At 65.6% G+C, this 13,851-nt stretch carries 10 protein-coding genes and 1 pseudogene; 8 read left to right on the plus strand and 3 right to left on the minus strand.

Going from position 1 to position 13,851, the window contains the following annotated elements:
* The first annotated feature begins 100 nt into the window (after positions 1-100).
* From VK804_RS09140 to VK804_RS09175, 8 genes are all read left to right on the plus strand, one after another.
* Positions 101-1,105, plus strand: coding sequence for a MoxR family ATPase (locus VK804_RS09140; protein ID WP_325370116.1), 1,005 nt, complete (start codon positions 101-103; stop codon positions 1,103-1,105).
* Positions 1,105-2,049, plus strand: a complete 945-nt coding sequence (locus VK804_RS09145; RefSeq protein ID WP_325370118.1) for a DUF58 domain-containing protein — start codon at positions 1,105-1,107, stop codon at positions 2,047-2,049. Before VK804_RS09140 ends, VK804_RS09145 begins: the two co-directional genes overlap by 1 nt.
* On the plus strand, positions 2,049-4,850 hold the full coding sequence (locus VK804_RS09150) for a DUF4159 domain-containing protein (RefSeq protein ID WP_325370138.1): 2,802 nt from the start codon (positions 2,049-2,051) through the stop codon (positions 4,848-4,850). The genes VK804_RS09145 and VK804_RS09150 overlap by 1 nt, the downstream gene beginning before the upstream one ends.
* A gap of 9 nt (positions 4,851-4,859) precedes the next feature.
* Positions 4,860-6,923 carry a hypothetical protein gene (locus VK804_RS09155; RefSeq protein WP_325370120.1) on the plus strand — a complete coding sequence of 688 codons (2,064 nt, stop codon included), beginning with the start codon at positions 4,860-4,862 and terminating at the stop codon, positions 6,921-6,923.
* 165 nt (positions 6,924-7,088) lie between these two features.
* Positions 7,089-7,445 (plus strand): DUF2946 family protein, encoded by a 357-nt coding sequence (locus VK804_RS09160; RefSeq protein ID WP_325370122.1) that lies wholly within the window; start codon positions 7,089-7,091, stop codon positions 7,443-7,445.
* 154 nt (positions 7,446-7,599) lie between these two features.
* Positions 7,600-10,131: a TonB-dependent receptor gene (locus VK804_RS09165; protein WP_325370124.1), complete on the plus strand. Its 2,532-nt coding sequence runs from the start codon at positions 7,600-7,602 to the stop codon at positions 10,129-10,131.
* Complete coding sequence (locus VK804_RS09170) at positions 10,128-10,796, plus strand: DUF1007 family protein (RefSeq protein ID WP_414642741.1); 669 nt, start codon at positions 10,128-10,130, stop codon at positions 10,794-10,796. The genes VK804_RS09165 and VK804_RS09170 overlap by 4 nt, the downstream gene beginning before the upstream one ends.
* Positions 10,797-10,807: 11 nt before the next feature.
* Positions 10,808-11,965, plus strand: a complete 1,158-nt coding sequence (locus VK804_RS09175; RefSeq protein WP_325370128.1) for a nickel/cobalt transporter — start codon at positions 10,808-10,810, stop codon at positions 11,963-11,965.
* A gap of 10 nt (positions 11,966-11,975) precedes the next feature.
* On the opposite strand, the gene VK804_RS09180 is transcribed toward VK804_RS09175, so the two are convergent.
* The 3 genes and pseudogenes from VK804_RS09180 to VK804_RS09190 all read right to left on the minus strand — a co-directional run.
* A complete protein-coding gene (locus tag VK804_RS09180) occupies positions 11,976-12,488 on the minus strand; it encodes an N-acetyltransferase (protein WP_325370130.1) in 513 nt (170 codons plus the stop codon).
* A 67-nt stretch (positions 12,489-12,555) separates the two neighbouring features.
* Positions 12,556-13,491 (minus strand): glycosyltransferase family 2 protein, encoded by a 936-nt coding sequence (locus tag VK804_RS09185; RefSeq protein ID WP_325370132.1) that lies wholly within the window; start codon positions 13,489-13,491, stop codon positions 12,556-12,558.
* 52 nt (positions 13,492-13,543) lie between these two features.
* Positions 13,544-13,851, minus strand: a pseudogene (locus VK804_RS09190) (hypothetical protein); the annotation flags it as partial.

A 13,851-nucleotide genomic window follows, 5' to 3' on the forward strand; every position in this document is an offset into this window, starting at 1 on the left:
TTCGCATAAGTTTAGCATGGGGTTCATGGCAGGACGACGCAATCGGCGGCGTCCAAGACGAGCTTGAAGTCGAAGGATCGGGTCGAAGGAGAACTCATCAATGGCTGGCGCAGAAGGTGTCGAAAAACTCGAGGACGTGATCGTCCGCTCGGCAGAACAGGTCGCCGGACAAATCCGCGCCGCCAAGGATGCGGTCTCCACCGTCATCTTCGGCCAGGACCGGGTGATTGAAAATACCCTGGTGACGATCCTGTCCGGCGGTCACGCGCTTCTGATCGGCGTGCCCGGTCTTGCCAAGACCAAACTGGTCGAGACGCTCGGCATCACGCTCGGGCTCGATGCCAAGCGCATCCAGTTCACCCCCGACCTGATGCCGTCGGACATTCTCGGCGCCGAGGTGCTGGACGAGAGCAGTTCGGGCAAGCGCTCGTTCCGTTTCATCTCGGGTCCGGTGTTCGCGCAATTGCTGATGGCCGACGAAATCAACCGCGCCAGCCCGCGCACCCAGTCGGCGCTGCTGCAGGCGATGCAGGAACAGCACATCACGGTTGCCGGCGCGCGCCACGATCTGCCGAAACCGTTTCACGTGCTGGCGACGCAAAATCCGCTGGAGCAGGAAGGCACCTACCCGCTGCCGGAGGCGCAGCTCGATCGCTTCCTGATGGAGATCGACGTCGACTATCCGGATCGCGACGCCGAGCGGCGCATCCTGTTCGAGACCACCGGCGCCGAGGAGACGCTGGCCAAGGCCGCGATGAACGCCGACATTCTCATCTCGGCGCAGCGGCTGGTGCGACGGCTGCCGGTCGGCGATTCCGTGGTCGAGGCGATCTTGACGCTGGTGCGCTCGGCCAGACCGGGCCCCGAGGGCGGCGAAGCCGGCAAGCTGATCGCCTGGGGACCGGGACCGCGCGCCAGCCAGTCGCTGATGCTGGCGGTCCGCGCCCGCGCTTTGCTCGACGGGCGGCTGGCGCCGTCGATCGACGACGTGCTCGATCTCGCCGAGCCCGTGCTCAAGCACCGCATGGCGCTGACCTTCTCCGCGCGCGCCGAGGGCCGCACCATTCCCGACGTGATCAAACAGTTGAAAACGCGGATCGGTTGATGGCCGCAGAAACCAAGCACGCCGCCCAGGAGATCACCGCAATCCGGCGTGCCGATGGTGAGAGCCGGACGCTGGCGGCAACGCTGCCGCGTCTCGTGCTCGAGGCCCGCCGCATCGCCGCCAACGTGATCCATGGCCTGCACGGACGACGGCGCGCCGGCGCCGGCGAAAGTTTCTGGCAATACCGCCGCTTCGTCTCCGGCGAACCGTCGCAGAGCGTCGACTGGCGGCGCTCGGCGCGCGACGATCATCTCTATGTCCGCGAGCAGGAATGGGAAGCCGCCCATACGGTCTGGCTTTGGCCGGACCGTTCGCCGTCGATGGCGTTCGCCTCGAAGCAGTCGCGCGACAGCAAGCTGGAACGCGCGCTGATCGTGACGTTTGCGCTCGCCGAACTGCTGGTCGCCGGCGGCGAACGCGTCGGCATCCCCGGCCTGATGAATCCGACCGCGAGCCGCAGCGTGATCGACAAGATGGCGCAGGCGATGCTGCATGACGATGCCGCACGGCTGAGCCTGCCGCCGTCGTTTGTGCCCTCGGCGCTGGCCGAGGTTGTGGTGCTGTCGGATTTCTGGTCGCCGATATCGGAGATCAGGACCATGCTGGCCGGACTGTCCGCATCGGGCGCGCACGGCACGCTGATCCAGATCGTCGATCCCGCCGAAGAAAGCTTTCCTTATTCCGGCCGGATCGAATTCGTCGAGCCCGAAGGCGGCGGCATCATCACCGCCGGCCGCGCCGAGAAATGGGCCGGCGATTATGTGGCGCGGGTGGCGCTGCATCGCGACCAGATCCGCGCCGAGACCGACAAGCTCGACTGGCTGTTCTCGACCCATACCACCAGCCGCTCGGCGGCCGAACTGCTGTTGTTCCTGCATTCCGGCATGATGGTAGCCAAGGGCAGCGCGCGCACCTCAACCGTCAAAGCGGGGCGAAGCGCATGATCGCCGGTCTTCCGCTTTCCTTTGCCGAACCGATGTTGCTGCTCGGCCTGTTGAGCCTGCCGGTGCTGTGGTGGGTGTTGCGGGTGATGCCGCCGCGGCCGCGGCGCATCGAATTCCCGCCGACGCGATTGTTGTTCGACATCGCACCGAAAGAGGAAACCCCGGCGCGCACGCCGTGGTGGCTCACCGCCTTGCGCCTGGCCGCGGCTGCGCTGGTGATCCTGGCGGCGGCGGGGCCGATCTGGAATCCGCAAACCGGTGTTGCCGGCTCGCGCGCGCCGCTTCTGATCCTGCTCGATGACGGCTGGAGCGCTGCCTCGAGTTGGGATGCCAGGATCAAGGCTGCCGACGAACTGATCGCCAACGCCGACAACGACCGGCGCGGCGTAGCCCTGGTACCGCTGTCCGAGCCCGCCCGCGACGTCACCATCATGCCGGGCGGCACCGCGCGCGTGGCGTTGCGCCAGCTGGTGCCAAAACCCTATTCGATCGAGCGGGTCGAAACCCTGCCCACAATCGAGCGTTTCCTTAAAATGACCGGCGACTGCGAGATCGCCTGGCTGACCGACGGTGTCGATACCGGGCGCGGGCCGGAATTCCTGGAGGGCCTCAACAAGACCATCGGGGATCGGACCTTGACGATTTTCGAAGGCGGCACGCCGCCGCCGCTGGCGCTGGCGGCGGCCGAAAATGCCGCCGCGAAGATGACGGTAAAGGTGCTGCGCGCCGATGGCGGCATTGAAGCCGGCGTGGTGCGCGCGCTCGACCAGAAGGGTTCGCCGATCGGCGATGCCCGCTACAGCTTTGCCCCGGGCGAGCGCGAGACCGAAGCCGCCTTCGATCTTCCGGTCGAGTTGCGCAACGATATCGCGCGGCTCGAGATTTCCGGCGAACGATCGGCCGGCGCGGTGCAGCTGCTCGACAAGCGCTGGCGCAGGCGCGCGATCGGCGTGGTCTCCGGATCGAGCACCGATACAGCGCAGCCGCTGTTGGCCTCGACGTTCTATCTGACCCGGGCGCTGGCGCCGTTCGCCGATGTGCGGCTCGGCGACAAGGGCGCGCCGCAGCAGGTGATCACGCAATTCCTCGACCAGAAGCTGCCGATGATGGTGCTGGCCGATGTCGGCACGCTGTCGCCGGAAATCCGCGAACGGCTGACCGCGTGGATCGAGCAGGGCGGCGTGCTGGTGCGCTTTGCCGGACCGCGGCTGGCGCAGGCCGATGACGACCTGGTGCCGGTCAAACTGCGCCGCGGCGGCCGCAGCCTCGGCGGCAGCCTGACCTGGGAAAAGCCGCAGCATCTCGCAGCCTTCGCCGCCGATCAGCCGTTCGCCGGCATCGCGGTGCCGGGCGACGTCACCGTCAACCGCCAGGTGCTGGCCGAGCCGGATGCGGTACTGGCGACGAAAAGCTGGGCCTCGCTGGAAGACGGCACCCCGCTCGTGACCGGCGAACACCGCGGCAAGGGCATGGTGATCCTGTTTCACGTCAGCGCCGACATGCGCTGGTCCGACCTGCCGATGTCCGGCACTTTCGTGGAGATGCTGAGAAGGATCGTCGACATGTCCGGCTACACCGCCAAACCGGGCCCCGGCGTCGCCACCCAGGCCAGCACCGAGACGGTGGCGCCGCTGCACACGCTCGACGGTTTCGGCGCGTTCGGACCGCCGCCCTCGACCGCAAAACCGCTGGCGGCCGATTTCCGCGACCGGGCGAACCCGGAGCATCCGCCCGGATTCTATGGCCCCGCCGACGGTCCGCTCGCGGTCAACACGCTGGCCGCTGCCGATCGCATCGCGCCGCTCAATACTGCCTCCTTGCGCGCCCGGCGCGCCAGCTACACCAATGCCGAGCCGCGGGACCTGCGCGGAATCCTGCTGTCGGCGGCGCTGGCACTGTTCCTGATTGACGCCGTCGTGGTGGCGATGCTCGGCGGCGGCATCGCGGCGCTGCTGCGGCGGCGCGCGGTGCCGGCCGCACTGGCGCTGATGTTGTCGGTGATGGCCTTCGCACCCTCGCCATCGCATGCCGACGACAAGGACGATTTCGCGATGCAGGCCACCTCGCAGACGAGGCTCGCCTATGTCGTCACCGGCAATGCCGACGTGGATTCCATCGTCAAGGCCGGCATGGCCGGACTGACCCTGTTCCTCGCGCAGCGCACGGCGCTGGAAGCCGGCGATCCCGTCGGCGTCGATCCCGCACATGACGAACTGGCGTTCTTCCCGCTGATCTACTGGCCGGTCGTGCCGGGGGCCGCAAAACCGCCGCAGGACGCCATCAACCGCATCGACGCCTACATGAAACAGGGCGGCACCGTGCTGTTCGACACCCGCGACGCCATCGATGCGCCGCCGGGAGACAACGGCGCGTCGCAGACGCCGGGCATGGTGGCGCTGCGCGAGCTGTTGTCCTCGCTCGACGTTCCCGAACTGGAGCCGGTGCCGCGCGAGCACGTCCTGACCAAAACCTTCTATCTGCTGCGCGATTTTCCCGGCCGTTTCAACACCGGCCAGACCTGGGTCGAGGCGTTGCCGCGCGGCGAGGACGATGAGGATTCCTCGCGGCCGGCGCGCGGCGGCGACGGCGTCTCGCCGATCATCATCACCTCGAACGATCTCGCCGGCGCCTGGGCGATGCGCCCCGACGGACAGCCGATGCTGCCGCTGACGCCGGGCGAACCGCGACAGCGCGAATTCGCCTTCCGCGCCGGCGTCAACATCGTGATGTACACGCTGACCGGCAACTACAAGGCCGACCAGGTGCACGCGCCCGCGCTGATCGAACGGCTCGGGCAATAGGATCGCGACATGCAGTACGGTATCGCGTTCACGCCGCTGGTTCCGAGCTTCGTCCTGTGGCTGGGGCTCGCCGCCATCGCGGTGATCGCCGTCCTGTTGCTGCTCGGACGCGCGCGCGGTGCAGTGATCCGCGTCACCGCGCTGGCGCTGATCCTGCTGGCGCTGGCCAATCCGTCGTTCACCCGCGAGGACCGCGAGCCGCTGTCGTCGGTCGCCGCCGTCGTGATCGACAAGAGCCCGAGCCAGAATTTCGGCAACCGCACCCGCGAGACCGAACAGGCCCGCGAAGCCCTGGTCGACAGCCTGAAGAAGATCAAGGGGCTGGAAGTGCGGGTGGTCGAGGCCGGCCAGGCCGATGGCGAGACCGACGGCACCAAATTGTTCGGCGCGCTGTCTTCCGCATTGTCCGACGTTCCCGTCGATCGCGTCGCCGGCGCGTTCCTGATCACCGACGGGCGGGTGCACGACATTCCCGCCAACGCCGCAGCGCTGGGCTTCCAGGCCCCGGTGCATGCGCTGATCACCGGACGCAGCAACGAACGTGACCGCCGCATCGCGATATCAGCCGCGCCCCGCTTCGGCATCGTCGGCCAGCCCCAGACCATCACCTACCGGCTCGACGATCAGGGCGTCAGCGGCGACCGCGCCAAGGTCACGGTGCGCCGTGACGGCGAAGTGATCAACGAACGCACCGTGCTGAGCGGCCAGACCGTCAATGTCGACATCGACATCAAGCATTCCGGACCCAACATCGTCGAGATCGAGGCCTCTCCGCTGGAAAACGAACTGACGCCGGTCAACAACCGCGCCGTGGTCGCAATCGACGGCGTGCGCGACAAATTGCGGGTGCTGCTGGTGTCGGGCGAGCCGCATTCCGGCGAACGCACCTGGCGCAACCTGCTGAAATCCGACCCCAGCGTCGATCTCGTGCATTTCACGATCCTGCGCCCGCCGGAGAAACAGGACGGCACGCCGATCAACGAATTGTCGCTGATCGCGTTTCCGACCCGCGAATTGTTCCAGCAGAAGATCAACGAATTCCAGCTGATCATCTTCGACCGCTACGCCCGCCAGGGCGTGCTGCCGATCGCCTATTTCGACAATATCGCCCGTTATGTGCGCTCCGGCGGCGCGGTGCTGGTGTCCGCCGGTCCCGATTACGCGTCGAACACCAGCATCTGGCGCACGCCGCTGGATTCGGTGCTGCCGGCCGAACCCGTCGGCGTCACCGAGAAGCCCTATTACGCGCATCTGAGCGATGCCGGAAAGCGCCATCCGGTGACGCGCGGGCTGGAAGGATCGAGCTTTGAGCCGCCGCACTGGAGCCGGTTCTTCCGCACCGTCGACACCCGCAACGCGACCAGCCCGCCCTTGATGACGGGCGCCGACGGCAAGCCGTTGCTGCTGCTGTCGCGCTTTGGCGAGGGCCGTGTCGCGCTGCTGTTATCCGACCACATCTGGCTGTGGGCGCGCGGCTATGAAGGCGGCGGACCGCATCTCGATCTGTTGCGGCGGATGTCGCACTGGCTGATGCAGCAGCCCGATCTCGACGAGGAGGCGCTGCGCCTGCAGGTCCAGGGCCACGATCTCGTGGTGCTGCGCCAGACCATGGCCGACAGCGTCGCGCCGGTGACGGTAACCTCTCCGACGGGGGCAACGCGCGAAGTGACGCTCAGCGAAAGCGAGCCGGGGACCTGGCGCTCGACCATCCCTGCCGGCGAACTCGGCCTCTGGCAGGCCAGCGACGGCACGCTGAAGGCGCTGATCAATGTCGGCCCGACCAATCCGAAGGAATTTTCCGAAGTCACTTCCACCACCGACCTGCTCAAGCCGCTGACGCAGGCCAGCGGCGGCGACACCAGGCGCATCGCCGACGGCTCCGGTGTCGAGCTTCCGCGCATCGTGCCGGTGCGTTCATCCAGCGTGTTCCACGGCGACGGCTGGATGGGCGTGCGGATGCGCGATGCCAGCATCGTCAAGGGCGTCGGCGTGCTGCCGATGTTCGCCGGGCTGATCGGGTTGCTGCTGCTGCTCGGCGCGTTCGCGGCCACCTGGCTGCGCGAGGGACGCTGATCGCGGCCCACGCCGCGGCGTTGCGCGAATCACACAGCGCTTGCGAATTTTCGAGCGGGACGGACGGACTACGGTTGACATCCAGCGCAGACGCTTGCGATGTTATAGTGTAACGTCGCAAGCGGTCGAAATGCCTCGGCCTCCCGGCGCAAGGTGCAACGCTGCATGAAGTGGTTCCGATCGAACATCAGACATGGTTCGCGCGCGGCGCTCGTTGCGCTGGCGATCCAGTTTGCACTTTCGTTCGGACATTTCCACGGGGTCGCCGCGCACGCCGCGCCGGTTATTGCCTCGGTCCAGCAGCAATCGCCGTCATCCAGCCCCGATTCAGACCAGCAGCCGGGCGACACCTGCGCGATCTGCGCCGTCATGGCGATGGCGAACACGGTGCTGTTTGCGACGCCTCCGCTGCTGCTGCTGCCGCAGGCGATCGAATTTCTGCGCCTGACCACCGACGCCGAGTTCGTCCATCTGAACGCCGTTCGCGTCGCCTTTCAGCCCCGCGCTCCCCCGACTTCCTGACCTCGATCGGTTCGTGATTCCCTTGGGGACCGCCGCGCCGCGCGTGGCGGGGCACCGATGGATCAGACGAAATCAGTCCGCCTGACGTCGGCGGCAGGCGCTTTCCTCATTCGTCGACGACGAATACGGCGGCGGCTTTATCAGGATCGGGACAATGCCGGTATCCTCGAAACGAATGTTGGCCAGCTACGGTGCGGCCTGTCTGATGCTGTGCGGCATCGAAACGGCGCGGTCGCAGACGCCCAATCCTGTGCCTGCGCCCGAAGCCACGGCGACGCCTGCACCTGCACCACCGGCGGCCCCGGCGCCGGCGCCCGCCGCAAGCGGCCCCAAAATGCTCCCGGAGGTCGAGGTCACGGCACCGCGAACCGCGAAGCCGCGCCCTCCCAAGACGCGCGTAACTGCCGGGCGCCCGCGCGAGGAGCCCGGCGCACCGCCGCCGGTCTCGCCGGCGGCGCAGCTCGCCGGAAAATCCAGCGTGTTCGATCAGGCGCGGAGCAATCTGTTCACGACCAATGGAACGACCTCCGACACCATCAGCCACCAAACCATCCAGGATCTGCCTGGGGGCGATGCCGCGCCGGTCGAGAAAGTGCTGCTGCAGGCGCCGGGAGTCTCGCAGGATTCCGCCGCCAGCGGCTCGCTGCATGTCCGCAACGATCATGCCAACGTGCAATACCGGATCAACGGGATCATGCTGCCCGACGGCGTCACCGGCTTCGGCAGCATCTTCGACACCAGTTTCATCGGCACCATGACACTGGTCACCGGCGCGCTGCCGGCCGAATACGGGCTGCGCACGGTGGGCCTGGTCGACATGACCACCCGCAGCGACATTTTCAACAACAGCGGCAGCGTCGGCATTTACGGCGGCAGCCACGGCACCATTACGCCGAGCTTCGAATATGGCGGCACGTTCGGCAGCAATTGCCCCGCAACGCCCGCGACCACGCCAACCTATGTCAAGGCACCGGCCGCGTCCGCGGATTGCTTTGCCGGCGTCCAGTACTATTTCACCGGCCGCTACCTGCAGACCACGCTGGGACTTGAGCCCCCGACGGGGGCGTACAACGCGATCCACGATTTCTCCCAGCAGGAAAAAGGCTTTGCCTACATGTCCGCGTTCATCGACCCGACCACCCGGGTCAGCCTGATCGCCGGCACCTCGAACAACAATTTTCAGATTCCCAACAACCCCGGTCAACCGATCGGAACGCTCGGAAACCCGCCGGTCACCAGCGCCTTCGGCATCAACAGCTTCAATTCAGCGCAGCTCAACGAAAACCAGTGGGAGGTCACTCACTTCGGCGTGCTGTCGGTGCAGAAATCCTACGAGGGTTTCGACGGGCAATTGTCCTATTTCACCCGCTACAACAACCTGCACTACCTGCCGGATCCGGTCGGCGATCTCCTGCTGAACGGCATCGCCTCGACCATCACCCGCACCTCCTTCACCAACGGCATCCAGGGCGACGGTTCGTACCAGATCAATTCGGCCCATACGATCCGCGCCGGCTTCAGCGTCAGCGGCGAACAGGCCTTCGTCGGCAATACCTCGCTGGTCGAGCCGTGCATGGTCTGCGACGGCAGCGACAATGGTGCGCCGGAGTCGATCACCGACAATGTCTCGAAGCTCGGCGTGCTGATGGGGGTCTACGCCCAGGACGAGTGGAAGCTGACCAACCAGTTCACCATCAATGCCGGCCTGCGCTTCGACCAGATGTATCAATTCGTCAGCGCCAACCAGCTCAGCCCGCGGTTGAGTGCGACCTACAAGCCGTTCGAGAACACCACGTTCCATGCCGGCTATGCCCGCTACTTTACGCCGCCGACGCTGGTGGAGGCGGCTCCCGCCAATATCGGCTTGTTTGCCAACACGACGGGCGCGCCGAATGCCGGTCAGGCCAACGATCCCGTCCAGCCGGAGCGCTCGCATTATTTCGACGCCGGCGTCGATCAGAAGATTCCGTTGGGATGCACCGCGTCATCGCCAAAGGACTGCTCCAGCCTCGAGCTCGGCGTCGATGCCTACTATAAAATCGCGACCGACCTCATCGACAATGGCCTTTTCGGCCAAGCCCTGGTGCTGAGCGCATTCAACTATGCCAACGGATACAACGAAGGCATCGAATTCCACGCCAAGTACAACAGCGGCAACTTCCAGGCCTATGCCAACGTCGCCGTGGCTCAGCAGCGAGCGAGCCAGGTGGTGTCGAACCAGTACCTGTTCAACAACACCACGCCGCTCGCGGACCTCGGCGGCCTGACCGAGTTTCAGTACATCCAGACGCACTTCGTCTATACCGACCACAATCAGTTCGTCACTGCCTCGGCGGGCGCGCTCTATCAGTTCTGCGGCGGCCGGCCGGCGACGGTCGCGGAAACGTTCGGAACCGGCGGGAATTGGTGGTGCGGCACCAAACTCAGCGCCGACATGATCTACGGCAGCGGCCTGCGGGCCGGCGACGCCAATATCGGCACGGTGCCGGCCTACACGCAGGTCAATGTCGGCATCAAGCGCGAATTCCTGCTGCCCAACGATCCCCTGCCGATGACGGTTCGCTTCGACGTCGTCAACCTGTTCGACGAGATCTACGAGATCAGGGATGGTTCGGGCATCGGCGTGTTCGCGCCGCAATTCGGGCCGCGCCGCGGCTTCTTCCTTGGCATCTCGAAAAAAATATGAGCTGCGCAAGGTCCGGCCACCGGGACCGTTGGCATCGGTTGCTTCATCTATTGTCGGCTGCAGCGGCGCTCGCCTTCAGCGCAGGCGCGGCGCAGGCCCATCCGCACGTCTGGGTTACCGCGGCGAGCGAACTGATCTATGCGCCGAACGGCTCGGTTACGGCGATCCGGCACGCCTGGACGTTCGACGACATGTTCTCCGCCTATGCCTTGCAGGGGACGGTCGCAAAAAAGAAAGGCGCCTATACCCGTGAAGAACTGGCGCCGCTGGCGCAGACCAATATGGAATCGCTGAAAGCGTACGGTTTCTTCACCTTCACCAAGGTCGAGGGAATAAAACAGAAATTTCGCAATCCGACCGACTACTTTCTCGACTACCACGATGGCACGCTGGTGCTCCACTTCACGCTTCCGTTCGCGGCGCCGATCACGACCAGGCAGCTCGTGGTCGAGATCTTCGACCCCTCCTATTTCGTCGATTTTTCGCTGCAAAAGCAGGATCCGGTTCGCCTGGTCGGCGCGCCCGCCGCTTGCACCGCCGCAGTCCAGCGTCCCAGCGACGGCACGGCCGCGGCCCAGAAGCTCAGCGAAGACACCTTTCTCAATGGCGTGAACGCCAATTACGGGGCGATGTTCGCCAACAGGATCACGGTGGATTGTCCTTGAGGATCACGAATATGAAAAAGAACCGACAGATCGCGTTGAGTTGCCTGGCGATCGCTTTGGCCGGTCTGGCAATCGACGGCGCCCTGCATGACGCGCTGGCGCAAAATCCGTTTGGCGGCCCGCCCGCGGCGCCCGATGCACAGGTGGGTGGCATCGTCGGCTGGCTGCTGATGAAGCAATCGGAATTCTACCGCGAGATGTCGTCCACCATTCGCGCCGCCAAGGCCGACGGCAGCGCGGTCTGGACGCTGCTGGCGATTTCGTTCGCCTACGGCATATTCCACGCCGCGGGCCCGGGCCACGGCAAGACGGTGATCTCGTCGTATCTGGTCGCCAACGAAGAGACCGCGCGACGCGGTATCGTGCTGTCGTTCGTCTCAGCGATGATGCAATCGCTGATCGCGGTGCTGATCGTCGGGATCGGTGCCTGGCTGCTCAACGTCACCGCGAAAACCATGTGCGGCGCCGAGCGCGTGATCGAGATCGCCAGCTACACGCTGATCGCGGCCTTCGGCGTCCGGCTGGTCTGGAGCAAGGGCGCCGGCTTCATCCGGGCGTTGCGATCGTCCTGGCGAAGGGCCGGCCCGCAACTGGCGCCCGTTCTCGCGCATGCGGCGTCACCTCGTCTCAATCACAGGCAACTCTCGCACGATCACGGCGATCACGGGCATCATCATCATCATCATCACGACCATGCCCCTGCGCACGCAACTGTCGTTTGTGAGCATGTGCCTGAACACGGCAATGCCGCGCATCACGATCATCGCCACATCCATGACGCGCATTGCGGACATTCCCATGGTCCCGAGCCCGTGCAACTTGCCGGTCCCGGCGGCTGGCGGCGAGGTTTCAGCGCGGTTCTCACCGTCGGCATCCGGCCATGTTCGGGGGCCATTCTGGTTCTGGTGTTCGCTTTGGCGCAGGGGCTGTTCTGGGCCGGCGTCGCCGCCACCTTCGTCATGGGGCTCGGCACCGCTATCACCGTTGCAACCATCGCCGTCATCGCGGTCTCGGCAAAAGGGCTGGCGCGGCGGCTGACTGCCGGCCGCGAGGGTAGCGGTGCGCTGCTGATGCGCGGGGTCGAGTTCGGGGCCGCCGGACTAGTGCTGCTGTTTGGCGTTGGATTGTTGCTGGGCTACGTCGCCGCCGAGCGCGTGACCTGCTTCTGAGAAGCGGACGCTATCGCGCCATGCTCCAGTCCGGTCGAATCGCGCCGGACACGTCGGTAAATGCGCCGGCGGCGAGTTCCGCCACCAGCAGCCGGCTGTAGTCGACCGGTCCCGGCATGCTCGCGCGTCCCTTCGGGATTAGTTTGAAGCCGACGCGGCTGTAATAGGCTTCGTCGCCGACCAGCAGCACCAGGCGATGGCCTTTTGCCTTCGCATCCTTCAGCGCGCGATCCAGGAGCGCACGGCCGACGCCGCGGCCGCGGAACGGCGGCTCGACGGTCAAAGGCCCCAGCAGCAGAGCCCTGGTGTCGCCGATCAGAACCGGCAATTGGCGCACCGAACCCACCAGCAGCGTGCCGATCCAGGCCGTGAACGACAGCTCGAGCAGATGATCGACATGCTCGCGGAGCCGGTAGGCGCTCAGCACGAAACGGCCGGGCCCGAAGGTGCGCTCATGCAGGCGTTCGATCGCCTGCGCGTCATTGGCGGTCTCGGCCAATATGGTGAGAGAGAGGTCGCTCATGACGCGCGGGATAGCATCTGGCGGCGGCGCGGTCCATCGTCGCAGTCCCGCCAAATCCCGAACCGCCTCAGTTCCTGTTGATGGGGGGTTGCGACAGATAGGCCAAGAGCTTCATCTCGCGGCGTCCGCGCGTCACGGTATCGAGCACCAGCCCCGATGACACCGACAACACCGCCACGATCATCAGGCCCATCGACAGAACCGCGGTCGGCAGGCGGGGAACGAGACCTTCCTCGAGGTAGGTGACAATGACGGGAATCGCGAGCCCGACCGAAACCAGCATCAGGAAGATGCCGATGGCCGTGAAAAAGCGCAACGGCTTCTCCGACCGGTAGAGTTTCAGGATGGTGCCGAGAATCCGGAAACCGTCGCGCCAGGTGTTGAGCTTGCTGAACGATCCCTCCGGCCGGGCGTAATACGGCGTCTCAACCTCGGCGACCGGCAGCGCCAGCTCGAGCGCATGCACGGTCAGCTCGGTCTCGATCTCGAAGCCGTCCGACAGCACCGGAAAGGATTTGACGAAGCGGCGCGAGAACACGCGGTAGCCGGAGAGAATATCCTTGAAGTCCTGGCCGAAAACCGACGACAGAAAGCTGGTCAGCATCCAGTTGCCGGTGCGGTGGCCGGGCCGGTAGGCGGCCTGGACCTGATCGACGCGGAAGCCCACCACCATGTCGAGATGATCCGAGTTCAGCCGGTCGATCATGCGCGGCGCGCTGGCCGCGTCATAGGTCGCATCGCCGTCGACCAGCACATAGATATCGGCATCGACGTCGGCGAACATGCGCCGAACCACATGGCCCTTGCCCTGGTGGCGCTCGCTGCGCACCTCGGCGCCGGCCTCGCGCGCGACCGCGATGGTACGGTCAGACGAATTGTTGTCGTAGACGAAGATTTCAGCCGTCGGCAGGGCTTTACGAAAATCCGCGACGACGGTCGCGACCGCGGCTTCCTCGTTGAAGCACGGCACCAGGACCGCAATCCGCATCGTCGGTGTCGTCATCGCTGCAACGCCTGTCCGGCCACATTTGTCGACTCAATAGTCCATACCATGGTCAGGCGCTTGCCGCCTGCCCGGCACCGGCGCCATCCACCGCTTCCGCCGGCTGCGTCAGCCAGGCAAACAACAGACTCCACATCGAAAGCATGGCGATGGGTATCGTGTAATAAGGCGTGACGACCGGATGGCTCAGGAAGAAAGCGAGATTGATCGCAAGATTGCCCGCGGTGACGAGCGCGACCTGTCTCGCGCCGCTGCCCCGGCCCGCGACCAGCAGCAAGGCGGCGGTCCCCGCTATCGCCAGCAGCAGCAGGACGGATTGGGTGTCTGCGAGGTAGCTCCGGATGATCCCGAGACTGAACT

Source organism: Bradyrhizobium sp. (genome assembly GCF_035484855.1).
Taxonomy (GTDB): domain Bacteria; phylum Pseudomonadota; class Alphaproteobacteria; order Rhizobiales; family Xanthobacteraceae; genus Bradyrhizobium.

Excerpts from the sequence above, each read along its gene's own strand:
- VK804_RS09180 (WP_325370130.1), bottom strand. The coding sequence starts at position 12,488 with ATGAGCGACCTCTCTCTCACCATATTGGCCGAGACCGCCAATGACGCG.
- VK804_RS09160 (WP_325370122.1), top strand. The coding sequence starts at position 7,089 with ATGAAGTGGTTCCGATCGAACATCAGACATGGTTCGCGCGCGGCGCTC.
- VK804_RS09185 (WP_325370132.1), bottom strand. The coding sequence starts at position 13,491 with ATGACGACACCGACGATGCGGATTGCGGTCCTGGTGCCGTGCTTCAAC.
- VK804_RS09165 (WP_325370124.1), top strand. The coding sequence starts at position 7,600 with ATGCCGGTATCCTCGAAACGAATGTTGGCCAGCTACGGTGCGGCCTGT.
- VK804_RS09170 (WP_414642741.1), top strand. The coding sequence starts at position 10,128 with ATGAGCTGCGCAAGGTCCGGCCACCGGGACCGTTGGCATCGGTTGCTT.
- VK804_RS09175 (WP_325370128.1), top strand. The coding sequence starts at position 10,808 with ATGAAAAAGAACCGACAGATCGCGTTGAGTTGCCTGGCGATCGCTTTG.
- VK804_RS09140 (WP_325370116.1), top strand. The coding sequence starts at position 101 with ATGGCTGGCGCAGAAGGTGTCGAAAAACTCGAGGACGTGATCGTCCGC.
- VK804_RS09155 (WP_325370120.1), top strand. The coding sequence starts at position 4,860 with ATGCAGTACGGTATCGCGTTCACGCCGCTGGTTCCGAGCTTCGTCCTG.
- VK804_RS09145 (WP_325370118.1), top strand. The coding sequence starts at position 1,105 with ATGGCCGCAGAAACCAAGCACGCCGCCCAGGAGATCACCGCAATCCGG.